Annotated in this window: 18 protein-coding genes; 17 read left to right on the forward strand and 1 reads right to left on the reverse strand. The window is 34.3% G+C overall.

What is annotated here, in order from left to right; genetic code table 11:
- The first annotated feature begins 369 nt into the window (after positions 1-369).
- The 17 genes from ACEN2F_RS12085 (at position 370) to ACEN2F_RS12165 (ending at position 18,190) form a co-directional block, all read left to right on the forward strand.
- Positions 370-717, forward strand: coding sequence for a four helix bundle protein (locus ACEN2F_RS12085; protein WP_441739391.1), 348 nt, complete (start codon positions 370-372; stop codon positions 715-717).
- A gap of 199 nt (positions 718-916) precedes the next feature.
- Entirely contained in the window at positions 917-2,209 is a 1,293-nt protein-coding gene (locus ACEN2F_RS12090; RefSeq protein ID WP_441739392.1) for an ABC transporter ATP-binding protein, read from the forward strand.
- A complete protein-coding gene (locus ACEN2F_RS12095) occupies positions 2,202-2,906 on the forward strand; it encodes a class I SAM-dependent methyltransferase (RefSeq protein WP_441739394.1) in 705 nt (234 codons plus the stop codon). The genes ACEN2F_RS12090 and ACEN2F_RS12095 overlap by 8 nt, the downstream gene beginning before the upstream one ends.
- Positions 2,887-3,990 carry a glycosyltransferase gene (locus ACEN2F_RS12100; RefSeq protein WP_441739395.1) on the forward strand — a complete coding sequence of 368 codons (1,104 nt, stop codon included), beginning with the start codon at positions 2,887-2,889 and terminating at the stop codon, positions 3,988-3,990. Before ACEN2F_RS12095 ends, ACEN2F_RS12100 begins: the two co-directional genes overlap by 20 nt.
- A 1,215-nt stretch (positions 3,991-5,205) precedes the next feature.
- Positions 5,206-6,114, forward strand: coding sequence for a glycosyltransferase family 2 protein (locus ACEN2F_RS12105; protein WP_441739397.1), 909 nt, complete (start codon positions 5,206-5,208; stop codon positions 6,112-6,114).
- On the forward strand, positions 6,111-6,935 hold the full coding sequence (locus tag ACEN2F_RS12110) for a glycosyltransferase family 2 protein (protein ID WP_441739399.1): 825 nt from the start codon (positions 6,111-6,113) through the stop codon (positions 6,933-6,935). The genes ACEN2F_RS12105 and ACEN2F_RS12110 overlap by 4 nt, the downstream gene beginning before the upstream one ends.
- Positions 6,932-7,786, forward strand: a complete 855-nt coding sequence (locus ACEN2F_RS12115; RefSeq protein ID WP_441739401.1) for a glycosyltransferase — start codon at positions 6,932-6,934, stop codon at positions 7,784-7,786. The genes ACEN2F_RS12110 and ACEN2F_RS12115 overlap by 4 nt, the downstream gene beginning before the upstream one ends.
- Positions 7,787-8,149: 363 nt before the next feature.
- Entirely contained in the window at positions 8,150-9,034 is an 885-nt protein-coding gene (locus ACEN2F_RS12120; protein ID WP_441739403.1) for an IS982 family transposase, read from the forward strand.
- Positions 9,035-9,159: 125 nt separating this feature from the next.
- Positions 9,160-9,984, forward strand: coding sequence for a glycosyltransferase family 2 protein (locus ACEN2F_RS12125; protein ID WP_441739405.1), 825 nt, complete (start codon positions 9,160-9,162; stop codon positions 9,982-9,984).
- Between the two features lie 46 nt (positions 9,985-10,030).
- Complete coding sequence (locus tag ACEN2F_RS12130; RefSeq protein WP_441739407.1) at positions 10,031-11,206, forward strand: glycosyltransferase; 1,176 nt, start codon at positions 10,031-10,033, stop codon at positions 11,204-11,206.
- A 26-nt stretch (positions 11,207-11,232) separates the two neighbouring features.
- Positions 11,233-12,237 carry a glycosyltransferase family 2 protein gene (locus ACEN2F_RS12135; RefSeq protein WP_441739409.1) on the forward strand — a complete coding sequence of 335 codons (1,005 nt, stop codon included), beginning with the start codon at positions 11,233-11,235 and terminating at the stop codon, positions 12,235-12,237.
- 199 nt (positions 12,238-12,436) lie between these two features.
- Positions 12,437-13,318: a beta-1,6-N-acetylglucosaminyltransferase gene (locus ACEN2F_RS12140; RefSeq protein WP_441739411.1), complete on the forward strand. Its 882-nt coding sequence runs from the start codon at positions 12,437-12,439 to the stop codon at positions 13,316-13,318.
- The gene (locus ACEN2F_RS12145; protein ID WP_441739413.1) at positions 13,315-14,241 is read left to right on the forward strand and encodes a glycosyltransferase family 2 protein; all 927 of its coding nucleotides are present in this window, start codon (positions 13,315-13,317) and stop codon (positions 14,239-14,241) included. Before ACEN2F_RS12140 ends, ACEN2F_RS12145 begins: the two co-directional genes overlap by 4 nt.
- A 3-nt stretch (positions 14,242-14,244) precedes the next feature.
- The gene (gene wecB / locus ACEN2F_RS12150; protein ID WP_441739415.1) at positions 14,245-15,351 is read left to right on the forward strand and encodes a non-hydrolyzing UDP-N-acetylglucosamine 2-epimerase; all 1,107 of its coding nucleotides are present in this window, start codon (positions 14,245-14,247) and stop codon (positions 15,349-15,351) included.
- Between the two features lies 1 nt (position 15,352).
- Positions 15,353-16,594, forward strand: a complete 1,242-nt coding sequence (locus ACEN2F_RS12155; protein ID WP_441739417.1) for a UDP-glycosyltransferase — start codon at positions 15,353-15,355, stop codon at positions 16,592-16,594.
- 6 nt (positions 16,595-16,600) lie between these two features.
- The gene (locus ACEN2F_RS12160; protein ID WP_441739419.1) at positions 16,601-17,503 is read left to right on the forward strand and encodes a glycosyltransferase family 2 protein; all 903 of its coding nucleotides are present in this window, start codon (positions 16,601-16,603) and stop codon (positions 17,501-17,503) included.
- A gap of 18 nt (positions 17,504-17,521) precedes the next feature.
- Entirely contained in the window at positions 17,522-18,190 is a 669-nt protein-coding gene (locus ACEN2F_RS12165) for a methyltransferase domain-containing protein (protein WP_441739421.1), read from the forward strand.
- A gap of 496 nt (positions 18,191-18,686) precedes the next feature.
- On the opposite strand, the gene ACEN2F_RS12170 is transcribed toward ACEN2F_RS12165, so the two are convergent.
- Positions 18,687-19,070 carry an HU family DNA-binding protein gene (locus ACEN2F_RS12170; protein ID WP_441739423.1) on the reverse strand — a complete coding sequence of 128 codons (384 nt, stop codon included), beginning with the start codon at positions 19,068-19,070 and terminating at the stop codon, positions 18,687-18,689.
- Between the last annotated feature and the right edge of the window lie 122 nt (positions 19,071-19,192).

Genomic DNA, 19,192 nt, shown 5'->3' on the forward strand with positions numbered 1-19,192 from the left:
CGCTAGTAATAACAAGTAATAATAAGTCAACACAAATGTCAGTTCGAGCGCAGTCGAGAACCGTTGTTGTGTTTCGACTGCGCTCGATGAAAAAAAAAGTAAAAAGTTGTGAGTAGAGAGAAAGTGAAAAGTGAAAAGTGAGGGGTGAGTGGTGAATAGAAAAGTGAATTGTTAAAAGTGCGTAGTGAGAAGTGAATATAAGAAGTGAAAAGTGAACTAGGAACAAATATGTTCCTTTATAGCACGATCTTCCCATTAACTACCCACTCACTACTCACTATTCACGACTCATTACTCATTACTCACTACCCACTACCCACTATTCACTAGTCATTATTCACTACTCACTACTCACTAAATAAAAAAGATATGGATCATAAAGATTTGGAGGTCTGGAAGAAGAGCATGGATTTAGTAGTTACAGTTTACCAAATTACACAAATGTTTCCAGATACTGAGAAGTATGGTTTGACCATTCAAATGAGAAGAGCAGCTGTTTCTATTCCATCTAACATTGCCGAAGGAGCCGCAAGAAAAGGAGATAAGGAGCTAATGCAGTTTCTGTATATTTCCATAGGGTCACTTTCAGAGTTAGAAACGCAATATTTAATTGCAATACGCTTAGGTTTTGTCGCAAAAGAAGATAACTTTGATTTGCAACTTATTACGGTCAAAAAACTTTTGATTGGATTTAAGAATTATATAAATAAGAAGTGAAAAGTGAATGGTGAGAAGTGGAAAGTGAATTGTGAGTGGTGAAAGGTGAGAAGAGGATCGTAGAATGTGATAAAGAATCTTACGTAAAAATTAAAAAAAGAAAATATTATATAGCTAAAAACGAGTAAAATGAAACGGAATTGTGAATAGATAGGAAGTTGCTTTCTATTCACTTTTCACAATTCACTTCTCACAAATTATGAAAGACATTATATTAAAAGCCGAAAACATCTCTAAGCAATACCGTCTGGGCCAAGTGGGTACTGGTACAATGGCGCACGATTTGAACCGCTGGTGGCATCAGATACGCGGTAAAGAAAACCCGTATCTCAAAATTGGCGATACCAATGACCGCAGTACCAAAGGCACGAGTGACTATGTCTGGGCATTGCAGGATATTAACTTTGAAGTAGAACGGGGAGAAATTCTAGGGATTATCGGCAAGAATGGCGCCGGAAAGTCTACCTTGCTCAAAATATTATCCCGCGTTACGGCACCTACAACGGGAAGCATTAAGTTTGGCGGTCGTGTGGCTTCCTTGCTCGAAGTAGGAACCGGATTTAATGGCGAAATGACCGGTAGGGAAAATATTTACCTCAATGGGGCTATTTTAGGGATGACCAAAAAGGAAATCAAATCGAAGATTGACGAGATCATTGAGTTCTCCGGTTGCGAACGCTATATTGATACACCCGTAAAACGATACAGCAGCGGAATGTATGTGCGATTGGCTTTTGCTGTAGCCGCGTTTCTGGAACCTGAAATTTTGATTGTGGATGAGGTTTTGGCCGTAGGCGATGCCGAGTTCCAGAAGAAAGCGATTGGTAAGATGCAGGATATTTCCAGAACTGGGGGGAGAACGGTTTTGTTTGTGAGTCATAATATGGCGGCCGTGAAACAATTGTGTACGAGGGGTATTGTTTTGGAGAATGGGAAGGTGGTTTTTGATGGAGAAACTATAGATTCTATAAATTATTATTTAAATTTAAACAAAATAAAATCAGCAGAAAATACAGTTTTAATAAGTGATAAGCATCGTAAATTTAAAACAACTAAAGAGATTCAAATTTTGGCTATTACTTTATTAAATCCACTATATGAAAATTGTTTTACAAGTGCTAATCCAATAAGGTTAAATTTCAAAGTTGAATTTAATAAGCCTATTAAATGTTTCAGAATTGCAGGATCTATTTTTACTTCCGATGAGTATAAAATAGGAACTTTTTTCACAAATAATACAGAAAATTATGAAAATGCTAAAGTGTTAAATTTAGAAGTAAGTCTAATTGATCATAATCTTTCAAGAGGAAGTTATTATTTTGCATTTTCAATAGGAAATGGTGATGAGGAAGTTGGTAATAATGAATATGATATTGTTTATGAATTGTTACCTTTTGAAATAACACATAAAGAAGATTTAAAGACTCCTATAAATAAATGGCCTAAAGACTGGGGGAATATTTATTTTCAATCAAAATTAACTAATGGATAAAGATTTCATAAATATTCCTTTTACTGCAGCAAATCTAGACCGGTACTATGTCAGAACTTCTATATTTAATTCGTTAAAGAAAAGTTTACCGTTATTTCAGGGTGATTTACTGGATATAGGCTGTGGAAAAATGCCGTATAAAAACTATGTTTTAGAAAACAGTACTATCACTACGTATGTTGGTTTAGACATAGAAAGTGCGCTGGAATATGATTCAGCTGTACAACCAGATTTTATTTGGGATGGAGAGACAATGCCGTTTGAAAACAATGCGTTTGATTGTGCTTTTGGAACCGAAGTTTTAGAACATTGTCCGGAGCCTGAGATAGTATTGAAAGAAGTGTTTAGAATATTAAAACCGGAAGGTGTTTTCTTTTTTACGGTACCTTTTTTATGGAATTTGCACGAAGTACCCCATGATGAATACCGCTATACGCCTTTTTCATTAGCACGTCACCTGAAAAACTCAGGGTTTCATGGAATAGAAATACGAGCAACAGGTGGGTGGCATGCCGCTATGGCTCAGATGCTGGGGTTGTGGGTACGAAGAAGCCCGATGTCGGAAACGAAACGCAAATGGCTATCCGTAATTTTGAAACCCATAATTCGTTTTCTGATAAAAATGGATAGAACCGGAGAGATAACTTTTAAAGAAGGGCAAATGATAACAGGATTATATGGAATTGCAAAGAAATAATATAGCGATGGTTTCGCCCTCTCACAACGCCTATTCGGAGACCTTTATTCAGGAACAGAAGAACGGCTTGCAGGGGAACGTGTTTTATTATTACGGAGGAAGTTTGCCTACGCATTTGGAACATCATGGAAAATTAATGAGTCGCTCCATTCGGCTATGCAATAAGCTGCAACGAAAGCTAGGACTGGCCTCATTTAATGCAGAAGAAACTGCCTTTATTCATTCTCTGCAGCAGCACAAAATACAAGTGGTTTTGGCACAGTATGGCACCACAGCCCATCGTATCGTTAAAATTTGTCGCCATTTGCATCTTCCCTTGATTACCCATTTCCATGGTTATGACGCCTCTATCCAAACTGTTATCGACAACTGCAACAACTATAGCGATGTTTTTGCGTATAGTACCTCAGTGATTGCGGTTTCTGTTGCCATGCAAGAGAAGCTCATTCGACTCGGGTGTCCAAAAGAAAAAGTGGTTTATAACCCGTGCGGTCCCCATCCTTCCTTTATCGAGGTGCAACCCGCTTTTTCAACCCCTACTTTTATCGGACTGGGTCGTTTTGTAGATAAGAAAGCACCTTATTATACCATTTTGGCTTTTAGTCAGGTTTTGAAACAGTATCCCAACGCTCAACTCCTAATCGGAGGAAAAGGGGAGCTGTATGAAGTATGCCATAATTTAATTCGCTATTTAAAAGTTGAGGATCGTGTTTCTTTACCGGGGATACTCACCCAAGAGCAATTCAAAGGTTATTTATCCACCTCATTGGCCTTTGTGCAACATTCGATTACAGCCCTTTCAGGAGATCAGGAGGGGACTCCAGTCGCTGTTTTGGAAGCCAGTGCTGCGGGACTGCCTGTAATCGCCACGATTCATGCCGGTATTCCGGATGTAATCATTGATGGTGATACCGGTTTTTTAGTTTCGGAGCATGATGTGGAGGCTATGGCAGAAAAAATGATGCTGCTTCTAGGAAATAGCGCATTGGCGATGCAACTAGGCTCAAATGGGAAAGAACGAATCCAATCTAACTTCACTATGGAAAAGCATTTGCAGGTTATTGATGCGTTGTTGCTCGTTTAATCGAAGCAATTTGAGCTGTCGGATTCGCTACAGTTAGTGATTTTGTCCACTTTTAATCTGCACTGTTCCAATCCCCCTGCTAAACGGTAGCCTGCTCCTTCGGGTATTGGCAGTCGATCAGGGTAACGGTATTGTTTCGGCGCTGGATTAGGTTGTATTTCCGACGTTCTTTTTTTGTGAAATCCATCAATAGAAAAGTGAGCAAAAGGCCGTCCCCCTTTTAAATCTTCAGTATGTAGCCTCAGGATTTGGGATTCAGCCTTTTTGGGGAGCTGAATTTCGGGACTGTAGCAGGTATAGAACAAAATGTTGATGGGATTCCAACAGGCAGTGGCCATCGCGATATCGGTATGGCTAGCTTCATCGGGCCAGTTGAGATGGAGTGCCGGGTGGAAATCCTGGATTTCTATGGATTGGGTTTAGCGTTTTTGCAGGTATCCGGTTAGCACTGTCTTGGTTAGTGGGCGGTTTTTGTTGCCTTCAAAACCATTAAGGATTTCTTGCCAGAAAGGAGGTTGGGTTGCCTATTCAAAATTGCGTTTTCCTTTTAGATTTATTAGGTCTTCCTTGAGTATTTCATCAATTATTTTATTGGCTCTGCTGGCAAAACTCATGTCTTTGGATTGCCGGTAGAATTGTGAGGGCAACTGCCGGAATACGACTGCTTTTTAGCAGCGCATCCCATTTCCAGTCTGTTATTCCGGATAAGATCATAAACGGGGTTGTCGTTAAATTATTTGGAGGTCATTTTTTTATCGTTGCCTTCCGAACGAAATTACCTTCGGTGGTATCCATGAAATTGAGTTTGGAGATTTTAAAAGGAGCAGTTATCTTTGTCATGTGTTTCTTGTTTAGTGTGTTAGCGCTTGTTTTTTTAGATAAAGATATTTTTTCCTTTTATAATGGTGAACACTGAGTAGTGTAAATTAAATGGAGTGAGGTGAGCAGGGACTAGCGGTCTTTTTACTGAAACGCCTTTATTGTTGGAAAATAAGAGTATTTTTACGATTGTAAAGCCGTTTTCCAATGATTGATACCGTATTGCCCGTGACACTCCCGCTGGTTTCCATAATTATACCTATGTTTAACCGGGCTTCTCTTGTTGAGGAGCCGTTAGATAGTATTTTTGGGAAAAAACATAAGGTCTTGCGGATACTCATCGGATCCCATTATCTTTTGCAGTTGGAAAAGATTAGTAATTAAATATTATAGATAATGTTGTTCTCCATACTCATTGCTAATTATAACAACGGCCATTTTTTTAAGGATTGTTATCAAAGCATACTAGCGCAAACCTATACTAATTGGGAGGTGGTTATTGTTGATGATTGTTCTACCGATGATTCAGTGGCAGTGATGCAACAAAGTATAGGAAATGATACACGTTTCAGAATTTTTTTCAATGAAGAAAACAAAGGCTGTGGTTATACTAAAAACAGATGTGCTATGTTGGCCATTGGAGAAGTTTCAGGATTTTTAGACCCGGATGATGCATTAATGGATGATGCATTATTTCAAATGGTAATTTTGCATGAGAAATTTGAAGAGGTAGCTATTATTACTTCTAAGTATCAGTTGGTTGATTTGAAAATGAATTTTATTGAAAATGGTTCACACGGCAGTGCCATTCCTGAAAATCAATCCTATTTGACTTACGGAAATGGCGCTATGACTCATTTTGCCACTTTCAAACAAGATAAATATAAACAAGCAGAAGGAATTGATCCATTTATGACACGCGCAGTAGACCAGGACTTGTATTATAAAATGGAAGAACAGGGCAGGCATTTGTTTTTAGATAAAGTGTTGTATCGTTACCGAATTCATCAAAATAGTATTTCTGCCAATAAAAATGTATTTAAAGCACAATATTGGCACTTTTACGCTATGATGAAAGCCTACAAAAGAAGAAAACGTTCGCATTTACAAATTGAGAATTTTTCAAAAAAAGATATTGAGGAGTATGCCTCTAATTATTATCTTAGCAGATTTGAAAATGCGAAGCACACGAATAAATATAGCGCTAAGTATTATTTTTTGTGGAAAGCAATTTCTATCAATCCATTCCATAGAGTTGAACTCAAAATGAAAAGTTTACTTTTGTTAATGATAGGCAGAATATGAATATACCATTAGTTTCCATCATCGTTCCCTGTTACAATCAAGCCCAATATTTGGACGAGGCTTTGCAATCAGTATTTGAACAAATCTACATGAATTGGGAATGTATTATAGTGAATGACGGTAGTCCAGATCATACGGAAGAAGTCACCAATAAATGGGTTTCAAAAGATAGTCGTTTTGTTTATTTGAAAAAAGAAAATGGCGGATTAAGTAGTGCCAGGAATGCGGGGATTAAAATTGCAAAAGGAGCATATATTTTACCGTTAGACGCTGATGATAGAATTGCAAGTGAATATCTTGATAAAGCTCAAATATATTTTGATAAAGACTACAAAATAATATATTGTCAAGCTTATTTTTTTGGAAATAGAGTTGAACCATGGTTGTTAAGTGATTATTCTTATGAGGATATCTTGTTTAATAATCAAATATTTTGTTCTGCTTTTTTTAAAAAAAGTGATTGGGAAAGTGTAGATGGTTATGATGAAAATCTTAAGTATGGAAGAGAAGATTGGGATTTTTGGTTGTCAATATTAAATAAGGATTGTAGAGTTTTGAGATTAGATTATGTAGGTTTTTTTTACAGACAAAAAGATATTTCAATGGATGTAGAAATAAATAGTAATCTAGAGTTATTACAAGAAACAGAAAATTATATTTACAAAAAGCATTTAAAAAAATATTTATTTTATAGCAGTAATGCAATTGTAAATACTCAATATTTTTTAAGAAATGAGAAAGAAAGGAATAAAATGAAACTTTTTTTTAAAAAAAATAAAATAATGATAAAAATCTTAAGTAAATTAAGAATAGTAAGATGATTTCTATTATAATCTGTTGCCGAACCCAAATAATCAGTAACGACTTATCCGAGAATATCAAAAATACAATTGGTTGTGAATATGAATTAATTGTTATCGATAATTCTGAGAATAAATATTCTATTTTTGAGGCTTATAATTTAGGAATTGAAAAAAGTTTAGGAGAATGCCTATGTTTTATCCATGACGATATACTTTTTCATACGGAGGATTGGGGCTGTATTTTAGAATCTATCTATAATTCAGATGAAAAAATCGGATTAATTGGATTGGCAGGATCAAAAGTTAAAACCAAAATGCCTTCGGCATGGTTTAATTGTCATGAAGATGAAAGTGTTTATAATTTAATTCAACATGTTTCTAAAGACAAAAAAGAAAATTGGTTTTTTGGATTTGAAAAACCAAGAGAAGAGTTGGTTGTAATTGATGGCTTTTTTATGGCGATGAAAAAAGAATGTCACGTTTATTTCAATACTTTCTTAAAAGGATTTCATAATTATGATTTAAATATTTCATTAGAGGTATTAAAAGCAGGATATAAAATTATAGGCACAAATGAAATTATAGTTGAGCATTATTCTGTTGGAAATTTAAACAGTGATTGGGTGAAATCTACATACCAAATTCATAAATTGTATAGCGAGTTTTTACCGCTAACTTTATATAACAATAAAGAAAATAAAGATCATGAAATAAAAAATGCAAAAGAATATATTAACAAAAGTGTGAGTTTAGGAATGACATTTGAAGCTTTTAAAGTATGGGGTAGATTATTTTTGTTAAACCCACTAACAAAATATCATATTAGTTTTTTGTTAAATGTATTATCACAATTAAGACGTAAAAAATGATTGGATAAGTAAGAGCCCTAGTGCTTTTATGGAATATTTATATTTGATAAAGTATTTATAAATAATTGTTGTGGACAATTGTATGCTTAATGTTCAAAAATGTACTAAATGGTGTAGGTATATCAGATAATTTAATAATGAAGAGCTAAAATTTAACATAAACGAAAAATTGAATTAATATATAGTTGTATTCAATATTGTTATTCTTGATATACGCTTCGATGTTGTTTTGAATTTTAAAGCTCTTTTGTAGAATAGTAAGTAAACCCGTTGGGTGTAATTATTTGAGGTAAAAAATATTGATTAGATATTGCTCAAGATACTGAAATTCAGTATCTTGAAGTCGCAAAACAAACAATATCTATGTCAAATATAATAAAAAATTATTTAAGAGTTTTAGAAGTTTTAAGTTCTTTGAATTGTGAATTAGAATTCAAATCAGATGTTGGCAGAAAACAAAAAATGTCTGATTTAGAAGTAGTTGCATTGAGTTTAACTGCTGAATTTATGTCTATTGATAGTGAAAACTCACTTTTTAAACAGATTAACTCCAATGAAATTCCTAATCTTATTGAGCGTAGTCAGTTCAATAAAAGAAGAAGAAAATTGTTTTTCTTTTCAGAAGAAGTTAGAACAAAATTGGCTTCTCGGTTTTTAGAATTTGAAGATTATTTTATAGTGGATAGTATGCCTCTAGAAATTTGTAAATTCTCAAGACACAACAGAATTAAAATATGTAAAAATGAATTCGAGACTGCTCCTAGCAAAGGATTTTGTGCTTCACAAAACAGTTGGTTTTATGGCTATAAACTTCACGGAGTTTGTTCCGTAACTGGTGTTTTTCATTCTTTAGACATTACTAAAGCAGAAGTTCACGATATCAATTTTTTAAAAAATATAAAACAACAAATGTCTGATTGTGTGTTACTTGGAGACAGAGGGTATTTGTCTGAAAGTATACAATTAGATTTGTTTCAAACGGTAAACGTTAAATTAGAAACACCAAAAAGGATGAATCAAAAAAACTATAAACCACAACCTTATATCTTTAGAAAATCAAGAAAAAGAATAGAAACATTGTTCTCTCAATTATGCGACCAATTTATGATTAGACGAAATTACGCGAAATCTTTTCAAGGCTTTAAAACAAGAATTTTAGCAAAAATAACAGCATTAACTTTGGTGCAATTCATCAATAAATTTATTTTTGAGAGACCAATAAATAATATCAAAACACAAATAATTTAGTTACACCCAACGGGTTAAGTAACTAAAATTATTTTACAAATAAAAAAATCTAAAAAACATGATTTATTAATCATCTCTCTACAACTAGTAAAGGGAGAAGTAAATTTTTAATAATTATTACTTATATGCCTAAAATTTCCATAATCACCATCAACTATAATAATCTTGATGGGTTGAAACGTACCATGGATAGTGTGGTTCATCAAACCTGGAAAGGGTTTGAGTATATTGTTATCGATGGCGGTAGCACTGATGGTAGTGCAGCTTATATAGAGAGTCAAAGTGAAGCTATTGATTATTGGGTCAGTGAACCAGACAAAGGGATCTACAATGCGATGAATAAGGGTATTACCAAGGCCAGCGGGGAGTATTTGTTGTTTTTGAACAGTGGGGATCATTTGTATGGTGATAAGGTATTAGCGCAATGTGTTTCTCATATAACTTCTTATGATTTGGTTTGCTTTGATATGGAGGTACTGGGAAGAGAAAAACCTTCTGTTTTTTCAGCGCCGGATACAGTGCGTTTTTCTGATTTGTATTTTGATTTTTTACCTCATCCAACCACTTTTATAAAAAAAGAATTGTTTGTCACGGTTGGACTTTATGATGAGTCGTTTGCGATTATTTCTGATTGGAAATTTTTTATTTTGGCATTGTTCAAATACAATTGTAGCTATAAGAAAATAAATGAAACGTTATCTACTTTTTATGCAGATGGTATAAGTTCAGTAGGAAATCATTTGCAAGAAAGAAGACAGGTGATGGAAGACTTTTTTAGCGGTTATCTTTCAGATTTTGATGAATTGGCTTTGCATCGAAAATGGGCTCAAACGAATCGATTTAAAATATTGTCAGAGCTTGAAAAGTCTACATTAGGGAAGAAGTCGGCATCCCTTTTTCTTAGAACCGGGCTTTTTTTGTTTTCAAGAAAAAAAATAAACGATTTGTAACACTACTTTGTTAAAGAGTTAAGAACTATTTACACTATTACGTAGTATGGATTTATATAATAAGAAAATTTTATTGGTAATACACCAAGGAATTCTTGGGGGAGCGGAACGACAAGGGTTAGGGATTTCGAAAATTTTGACAACTAAATATAATTGTACCGTTAATGTTTTATTAACCTATTCGCCAGAAACAACCGCTGAATTTGAGCATTTTGCTGAAGAATGTCAGGTTCAAAATATTTTGCATTTTGAAGGTGGGTATTTATTATTAAAAAGAGAATTTAGTTATAAAAATCTTCAACGATTGGTATGGTCTGTAAAATACCTTCTCCGATTGCGAAAAGGCATTAAACCCTATCGGCCCGATATCATCATTCCTTTTTTGAATTTTCCTTCAAAGGTTTCTTATTATTTATATAAAATGTTGCCTTCGGTTCAATTTACTTTTTGGCATCAATTGGGTCTGGATCGAAACAGCCTCGATATTTTTGAAAGTATTGCAGTTAATAACATTCCTTGTGTTATTGGTAATGCGAGTAATTGTTTAGATATGTTTACAAATTTGTATTCAGTGAATCCTAGAAAATTGAATATTTTACCACAATATCTCTCTATGGAATTCAAGCATAGGGATAAACAATTATTAAAAACACAGATTGAAATACCACATGAGTCTATTGTAATAGGAATGATTGCTCATTATCGACCAGAAAAATATCATGATTTGTTATTAAATGTATTTGAAAAATTGAATCAAAAGCATGAAAATATACATTTAGTTTTTTTAGGAAGCAAAGGAAATACGAGTAATACAATTGAAAAATACAACGACCTTTCTCAGAAGATTACAGAAAAAAATATATTTTCAAAAGTTAAGCTACTCTCAGATGTTTTAGCAGAGGATGTGTTAACTGTTTTAGATATTGGCGTACTAATGTCCAGAATAGAGGGTATGCCCAATGCGGTAATGGAATATATGTTATATGGATTACCCGTAGTAGCCACAAATCATCCTGGTTGTGTTGAACTGTTAAAAGACTCCATTTTTTTAATAGAAAATGAGGAATCACAATTGTATAGTGCCTTAGATGCATTGATTGTATCAAAAACTATAAGAAATACAGAAGGAACGCGTAACTTAGAGAATATTAAATCCTATGATATGGTTTCTTATATAGAAAAATTAGAAGTAATAATAAACAACTCTTTAGGCAAGAAATAATTGATTGACATAACATAAATAGTAAAATGAAATTAATTAGTATTATTCTTCCGGTTTACAATGGCGAAAAATATCTTGCGATATCTATTGAAAGTTGTTTAAAGCAGACCTATCAAAATATTGAATTAATAATTGTTAATGATTGTTCTACAGATGCTACTTTAGGCATTATTAATCACTATGCTGCTTTGGACAATAGAATCAGAGTTATTAATAATGAAAAAAACAAAAAGCTTCCGGCAAGTTTAAATATTGGTCATAATGCAGCAAAAGGTAATTTTATAACTTGGACCAGCCATGATAATTTTTATGAACGAAACGCATTAGATATTTTATATAACACAATTTCAGAAAAACAAGCGGATATTGTTTATAGTGATTTTTTTTTAATTGATGATATAGGTAACAGGGTCAGAAAAGTGGAGTTTATCGGGATAGAAAATATAATTTTTGGCAATTTCGTTGGCTGTTGTTTTATGTATAAAAAAGAAGTTTTCTTAAGGAATAATGGATATAACGAGAATTTTTTTTTAGTAGAGGATTATGATTTTTGGTTGCGAGCAGTATTACACAGTCGTTATGTTCAAGTAAAGAGTGCATTGTATAATTATAGAAAACACGGTGAAAGTCTTACCAATCAAATTGCAATAAATGATTCAAAGAAAGAAACTTGGGAGGAAAATATAAGTAAAATGTATACTGATTTTTGTAAGACAATTGTATTTACTGATGATAGTAAAATTTCAGAATTATTATGTAAAAGTTTAGATTATCAAAAAATAGATTTTGAATGGCTTGTAATTAATGACATTGAAATTCAAAATTTTAAAAAAGTATTGAAGCAAAATCAAAATTTTTCTGACGAGAAATTAATAGAAAAAGTGTTTTTGAAAAAAACAATTGAAATAATGATTAATGATACTATTTATAAAAATAATTTTTTGAAATCAATATTTATTTTAAAAAAATACGTTCGGTTTTTGGACAAAAATGTAATCAAGACATTAGTGAAATATTCCTTTTTTAAGTAAAAAAAATATAATTTATTAGGTTTTTTTTAGTAGAAATAAACATTTCGATATTTTTGTTTCCCCATCTAATCTCAAAAATAAAGAGAGAAAAAATGGAAAGATTAAAAATAAACAGAACGATTCGAGTTTTAAATTGATAAACGAATTTTACAGGCTTTAAGATGGTTTAAATTATTTTGAAATAATTAAAAGAATAAAAATGAAACAAGCAATATTGATAACAGCTTATAAAGATTTTAATCATTTGGAAGAAATTATTAAATTTTTTGATGAGAATTTTGAATTGTATATACATATCGATAAAAAAAGCAACGTTTCTGCTATTCAACTTTCAAGGTTTCAATCATATCTGCAGGTTAAGTTAATCTCTCAAAAATACAAAGTTAATTGGGGAGGTATAAACCATTTGAAAAGTATTCTTTATTTATCAGAGCAGGCTCTTAAAAATCCACTAAACAGCTATTTTCATTTAATCAGTGGACAAGATTATCCTATAAAAAAAGCTTCTTATTTCAGGTCGTTTTTTGATAATAAAAAGGAGGAACATATAGAGTTTTTCAGTATTCCTAATTCTGGTCTGAATGGTAATGGAGGTCTTGAAAGAATAGAATATTTTAATTTTTATGATATTTTAAATGCTAAGATATCATATCAAAATAGATTAATTAAGTCAATTATAAATTTGCAGAAAAAATTAAATTTTAAAAGATCAATTTCTTTGAAAATGCCAAAAATTTATGGAGGATCAACATGGTGGAGTTTGAGTAGAGATTGTTTAAGTTATGTTGTGGAGTTCACAAAACTAAATGCATTTGTTCTCAGAAGATTTAACCATACCTTATGTTCTGAAGAATTTTATTTTCAAACGGTAATCATGAATTCCATTTTTAGTAAGAAAGTAGTAGGCAATAATTTGAGATATATTGATTGGCATGCAAGAAACGGAAGTGAACCGGCGTTTTTAGACAATAGTGATTATGAAAAATTAATAAAATCAGACGCTTTTTTTGCTCGAAAAATTGGAAATACTCATTCCATTGGTTTAATGAATAAAATAAAAACCTTTACTCTAAATAAATGAAACCTAAAATAACTATAATCATGGCGACCTATAACAGGGCGCATTTTATTTTAGAGACCTTAGAAACGATACAAAATCAAAGCATAGTCAATTGGGAGTGTTTGATTATTGATGATGGAGGGACAGATGATACAGCGGAAGTCTTAGCCTCTATCCTAAAGCAGGATCTTCGTTTGCAATTTTTACATCGTCCCGATAGTTACCAAAAAGGATTGCCGGGTTGTAGAAATTATGGACTGGATATGGCAAAGGGTGCGTATGTTATTTTTTTTGATGATGATGATATTGTACATCCTGAGAATTTGAAAATTGGTTTGGAAGTACTCGAAACAAATAACGTGGACTTTTGTCATTATCAAAAATTAGCTTTTGAAACAGAGCGGCCTCTTATTGTAAATAATCCAATAACATTCCAACAATATCTTACCAAAGCCGATATTGATAAAGTGGTTTCTCAGGAAATCGGTTTAGCTTCTTGTACAGTTTTGTGGAAAAAAAGCTGTTTTAACCGAGTCCGATTTAACGAAAATCTTCTGTATGCAGAAGAATGGGAATGTTACAGCAAATTGATTTCGGAAAACTTTAAGGGAGTTGTCATTAGTAATGTCCTGTATTACAATCGTAAACATGCTAACTCCAATACTGGAGAATTTTATAGTAATAACCCTATACGCAGGGCTTCTAAAAAAGAGGCTATTTTGTTAGTTATTAAAAATTTAAAGGAGAAACAGTTGCTATCTTCTTCGCTACTTCGTTATTTTGTAACCCAGGCAACCGACTTTAAGGAGTACAATTTGTTTACACAAATCATCACTTTACTTGAATTGTCTATCTTTGAAAAATTAAAATGGCAGTTTTTTTATAGTACATTCCCTTTGCGTTTGTCTGTTTATAAATTAAAAATAACATTCCGAAAAATATAATTCATGAAAATTCTCCTTTGTTTTGGAACCCGTCCTGAAGCCATAAAAATGGCTCCGCTTTTTCATGAGCTACAAAAAAATAATGTCGATGTAAAAGTGTGTGTCACAGCGCAGCATCGAGAAATGCTGGATCAGGTTTTGGATTTTTTTGCCATTGTTCCCGATTATGATCTAGATTTAATGCAGCCCAACCAAACCTTGAACGGATTAAGTGCCACTATTTTATCAAGTATGGACGGCGTTTTTGCTGTTGCAAAACCTGATTTGGTATTGGTACACGGAGACACTACCACCTCATCTATGGTGGCGTTGTCCGCCTTTCATAACGGTATAATTGTAGGACATATAGAAGCCGGCTTGCGTACTTATAATAAAAAGGCGCCGTTTCCGGAGGAAGTGAACCGGCAGTTGACCAGCAGAATAGCTGATATTCATTTTACCCCTACTGCTGCTGCAACCCAAAATCTATTGAATGAAGGCATCCTTCCGGCTGCTATCGTAGAAACCGGAAATACCGTTATTGATGCACTATTATTGGCCGTTGAAAAAATTGAAACGGAGCATTATCAGCATCCTGAAATTGAGCGATTGAAGCGTCTTATTCCAACCCATAAAAAAATGGTTCTGGTCACAGGGCATCGCAGAGAAAATTTTGGAGCCGGTTTTGAGCACCTTTGTGAGGCACTTTTATCAGTTTCAGAACGGGAGGATGTTACGATAGTTTATCCCGTACATTTAAATCCCAATGTAAAAGATATTGTATATGAGAAATTGTCCCATAACGAAAATATTTATTTGATTCCACCGGTTTCCTATCCTGTTTTTGTGTGGTTGATGCAACAATCTTTTTTGATTGTGACCGATTCTGGAGGTATTCAGGAAGAAGCTCCATCCTTAGGGAAACCTGTTTTGGTTACCCGAACGGTATCAGAGCGACCTGAGGGTGCTGCTGCCGGATTTTCTATTTTGGTAGGTACCAATCAGCAAAAAATCAGCACCACCATTTGTTCTTTTTTAGACGGATTCTCGGGATTTGGACCTTCCATCAATCCTTACGGAACGGGTGATGCATCCCAAAAAATTGCCGATTATTTATTAAAACACTATTAAAATGAAAATCCTTGTTGTAGTAGATTCCATTAATATTGAAGACAGCAGTGGTTCAAAAGCTAATGTGGCGCTCATTGCTAATTTGGCAGCAGCGGGATTTGATGTTTTAGTATATCATTATACCCAAAAGTTCATTTCGTTGGAAGGTGTTTCCTGTTATGCAATTCCTGAAATAAAATACAGTCCTCTGTGTTTTTTAAGTCGGATACAACGAATTATAAGTCGGAATTTAAAGGTTAATCCGGCTCCTTTCCTAGAGCAGTTGTTTGGTTTTTCTTTTACTTTTTATAATGATACCCGCAGTATCACTGCCGCGTTGAAGCAACAAAAGTTTCAGCCTGATTTAGTAATAACCTTGAGTAAAGGCGCCAGTTTCAGGCCTCATTATTCCGTTCTTCAACTTCCGGAATTACATGATAAATGGATGGCGTATGTACATGATCCGTATCCGGCGCATTATTATCCGCGACCTTACAATTGGGTAGAATCCAGCCATAAAGCCAGAGAAGCCTTTTTTTTGGCAGTTTCTACAAAAGCCAGATATAGTGCATTTCCCAGTTTGTTGTTGCACGAATGGATGTCGAGTTATTTCCCTGATTTTGCCCAAAGTGGAGTTGTTATTCCCCATCAAAATACAAAGTATGTTGTTCAGAATTCTTCTTTTCCATCCTATTTTGATGTTTCAAAATTCAACATACTGCATGCCGGTAATTTGATGAAGCAGCGCTCACCGGAAGGTTTGATAGCAGGTTTTCAACTTTTTTTGCGGCATTATCCTGAAGCCGTAAAAGAATCGCGATTGTTGTTGCTTGGGCCTGCTTCCGATCATACCCAACTATTGGAAAAATACCAAAAAAAATGTCCAGAACTCTATTTTCACAACGGTATAATTCCTTTTGACATAGTGTATTTTCTTCAGCAAAACGTATCGGTTAATGTTATTTTGGAGTCAAAAGCAGAAATTAGTCCTTTTTTGCCCGCTAAGTTTCCGCATTGTGTTGCCGCTAATACTGCCATTCTCTCTCTAGCGCCATATTACAGTGAAACGAAACGGTTATTAGGTGCTGACTATGCGTATTGGTCAGAAGTAGACGATGTATCAAGAATTGCAGTATTACTCGGGGAATTGTATCTCTTGTGGAAACAAAACGCGAAGCAACTGCTTTTAAACAGAAGTGATTTAGCAGAATATCTTTCGGTTTCGTATTTAAAAATGACTATTGATAATTTGGAAAAAAAATAATAAGCGATGACGCATGCCACCTTTACTATACTGCTAACTACCAAAAACCGTAAAACCGATTTGGCTGTTACTTTAGCTAAAATTCAGTCCTTATTAGTTTGTGACGGGGTAGCGTGTATTGTTTGTGATGACGGTTCTACAGATGATTCTGCTGTTTTTGTTCAAAACCAGTATCCTGAAATTCAACTGATTCAGAATAAAGAGAGTAAAGGGCTTATTTACAGCAGAAACCGATTATTGGATTTAGTGACTACTGAATTTGCCATTTCATTAGATGATGATGCCCATTTTATAACAGCAAATGCCTTGTCGGTTATGGCGGACTACTTTACTGCCAACCTCAATTGTGGGGTATTGGCCTTGCGCATTTTTTGGGGCTTAACAGCACCTCATACTGTTGCTACTACTGAAACACCCACTCGAGTTCAGGGATTTGTTGGCTGTGGTCATGTATGGCGAATGAAAGCATGGCGGACTATTCCTGATTATCCAGCTTGGTTTATTTTTTATGGAGAGGAAGATTTTGCTTCCTATCAGTTGTTTAAAAACAACATTGAGATTCATTATTTACCGGAAGTTTTAGTGCATCACAGGGTGGATGTAAAAGCCCGAAAAAACAGTTCAGATTACACCCTGCGCCTGCGCCGTTCGTTACGGTCGGGTTGGTATTTGTACTTCTTGTTTTATCCACTTTGGATGATTCCCCGGAAAATGGCGTATAGTATCTGGATGCAATTGGAATTGAAAGTGTTTAAAGGTGATTTTAAAGCCTTATATGCTTTGATTATGGCATTGTCAGATTTGATTTTTGCAGTACCAAAAATCATCGAGAATACCAATCGACTGTCTCCGGAAGAGTATAGTATTTATCAAAAATTAGCACCTACAAGAGTGTTTTGGAAGCCTTAAAATAATCAAAAAATACAGATGAAAAATTATAGTAATTTAGACAGAGGGAATTGGGCAGCACTTAAATTAAGTTCCGTCGTTGATTTACTGCCGAATCGCGTTGTCAGTGATATTGGTTCCGGATGGGGTTGGTTTAGACCTATCGTCGAAAAGTTTAATTTGGAATGGCAGCCGTTTGATTTTGTCAAAAAAATTGAAGAGTCCACAATTTGGGACCTTAATCATAAGGCGCCAGAGAACGTTAAAACTCCTGGTTTTGTTGTTTTTATGGAAGTATTGGAGCATCTTTCGAATCCGGAATTAGGGATACGAAACATTGCTGAACATATGGAGACAGGAGGATATATGGTGCTAACCACTCCTAATCCATTGAGTGCAGAGAGCAAGTTTACATACTTGTTTAAAAATAATTTATATGCTTTTCAGCCCAAACATTTACGGGAGCACCATGTTTACGTTCCTTTATCTCATGTGGTACGCTTTCATTTAGAAAACAATGGATTGGAGGTTCTTGAATCTGCGACGATTGGAGATGTAATTGCTCCAAATTTAGCTTTTACATCCCAATATTTCAAGGACTTGGTGCGTTATCTTTTTTTAAAATTATTTGTAGCCTTTCATCCAGAATCTAAAGGGCATACACAAGGTTTTTTTGTTGTAAAAAAATTAAATTCTGACGTATTTTAATTAATTGTAGTAGCGGAGGAAGACTAAAAACAGCAGGGAATCTATATTCTTTACATAAATATTTATCAACAATACCACCACATATTACAACATTTCACTACTTTTGACTTGAATACGACGAATAACTGGAATTATTCGAGGTCTTATGGTAATCAATTTGCTCAAAAAAACGGGGTTCTAGCCGGTATTTTTGAGCTTTTTTTGTCAAAACCGGACTTAAAAATGCTTTTTTTTGGCGTAAATATTCCATGTTTTATTTTATTGGAGGTTGAAATAGAAACCGAAAAACAGGTTTTAAAGGGGGTTTGGAGGTATTTGTATCGATCAAGACGGAATTAATATCTCGTGCGCGCGCTTTTTTTGCCCAGTCTTGACGAAACAAAAGTCTGGTCAAGACGAAACAGCTATAATTTTCGATGATTATAGTCCAAAAAAAACCTCGAGTACTGGAATACTCGAGGTCTTACAACAATCAGATGCTTCTGATTACGGGGTTCTAGCCGGCTTTTCTAAATGATAACTCATTCAGCATACTGCGTAATTTTTTTCCGGGTCGGAAAAGAATACGACTTTTTTTAATCGCACTTGAGGACACATCAGCCGCAGTTTCCTTTCCTTCGGAACTGATACCTACCTGAAAATTACCCAGTCTGCCTAGTTTTACAATTCGGCCTTGGCCAAGTTCTCCAATGATGTTGTGTTCTAAGGACAACAAGACCGCATAACAGTCTGAGGCCGTAACCGTACATTGGTAGGAGATCAACTCTGCTAGTCGGTCTAAATCTACATCGCCATCTGCGATTGCAGCAGCATAAAATTTTTCAGGAGCCATTAGGTCCCGAGGGTTCTTTCTAGGAAGAACTTTGTATTTAATAGCCATGTTTTACGGGTATTAAATGAATAAAAAAAATTGGTCTTAGTATACTCGTTATTAGTACCTAACTGACATTTCAAAGATACAATGGTTTTGTATTTACGCAAGCCCAAAGTTATTCACAACTG

The organism is Flavobacterium sp. W20_MBD1_R3 (assembly GCF_052119725.1).
Classification (GTDB): Bacteria; Bacteroidota; Bacteroidia; order Flavobacteriales; family Flavobacteriaceae; genus Flavobacterium.

Bases quoted from the DNA above. Each gene is read 5' to 3' on its own strand.
- ACEN2F_RS12085 (WP_441739391.1), top strand. From the start codon at position 370: ATGGATCATAAAGATTTGGAGGTCTGGAAGAAGAGCATGGATTTAGTA.
- ACEN2F_RS12090 (WP_441739392.1), top strand. From the start codon at position 917: ATGAAAGACATTATATTAAAAGCCGAAAACATCTCTAAGCAATACCGT.
- ACEN2F_RS12095 (WP_441739394.1), top strand. From the start codon at position 2,202: ATGGATAAAGATTTCATAAATATTCCTTTTACTGCAGCAAATCTAGAC.
- ACEN2F_RS12100 (WP_441739395.1), top strand. From the start codon at position 2,887: ATGGAATTGCAAAGAAATAATATAGCGATGGTTTCGCCCTCTCACAAC.
- ACEN2F_RS12105 (WP_441739397.1), top strand. From the start codon at position 5,206: ATGTTGTTCTCCATACTCATTGCTAATTATAACAACGGCCATTTTTTT.
- ACEN2F_RS12110 (WP_441739399.1), top strand. From the start codon at position 6,111: ATGAATATACCATTAGTTTCCATCATCGTTCCCTGTTACAATCAAGCC.
- ACEN2F_RS12115 (WP_441739401.1), top strand. From the start codon at position 6,932: ATGATTTCTATTATAATCTGTTGCCGAACCCAAATAATCAGTAACGAC.
- ACEN2F_RS12120 (WP_441739403.1), top strand. From the start codon at position 8,150: ATGTCAAATATAATAAAAAATTATTTAAGAGTTTTAGAAGTTTTAAGT.
- ACEN2F_RS12125 (WP_441739405.1), top strand. From the start codon at position 9,160: ATGCCTAAAATTTCCATAATCACCATCAACTATAATAATCTTGATGGG.
- ACEN2F_RS12130 (WP_441739407.1), top strand. From the start codon at position 10,031: ATGGATTTATATAATAAGAAAATTTTATTGGTAATACACCAAGGAATT.
- ACEN2F_RS12135 (WP_441739409.1), top strand. From the start codon at position 11,233: ATGAAATTAATTAGTATTATTCTTCCGGTTTACAATGGCGAAAAATAT.
- ACEN2F_RS12140 (WP_441739411.1), top strand. From the start codon at position 12,437: ATGAAACAAGCAATATTGATAACAGCTTATAAAGATTTTAATCATTTG.
- ACEN2F_RS12145 (WP_441739413.1), top strand. From the start codon at position 13,315: ATGAAACCTAAAATAACTATAATCATGGCGACCTATAACAGGGCGCAT.
- wecB (WP_441739415.1), top strand. From the start codon at position 14,245: ATGAAAATTCTCCTTTGTTTTGGAACCCGTCCTGAAGCCATAAAAATG.
- ACEN2F_RS12155 (WP_441739417.1), top strand. From the start codon at position 15,353: ATGAAAATCCTTGTTGTAGTAGATTCCATTAATATTGAAGACAGCAGT.
- ACEN2F_RS12160 (WP_441739419.1), top strand. From the start codon at position 16,601: ATGACGCATGCCACCTTTACTATACTGCTAACTACCAAAAACCGTAAA.
- ACEN2F_RS12165 (WP_441739421.1), top strand. From the start codon at position 17,522: ATGAAAAATTATAGTAATTTAGACAGAGGGAATTGGGCAGCACTTAAA.
- ACEN2F_RS12170 (WP_441739423.1), bottom strand. From the start codon at position 19,070: ATGGCTATTAAATACAAAGTTCTTCCTAGAAAGAACCCTCGGGACCTA.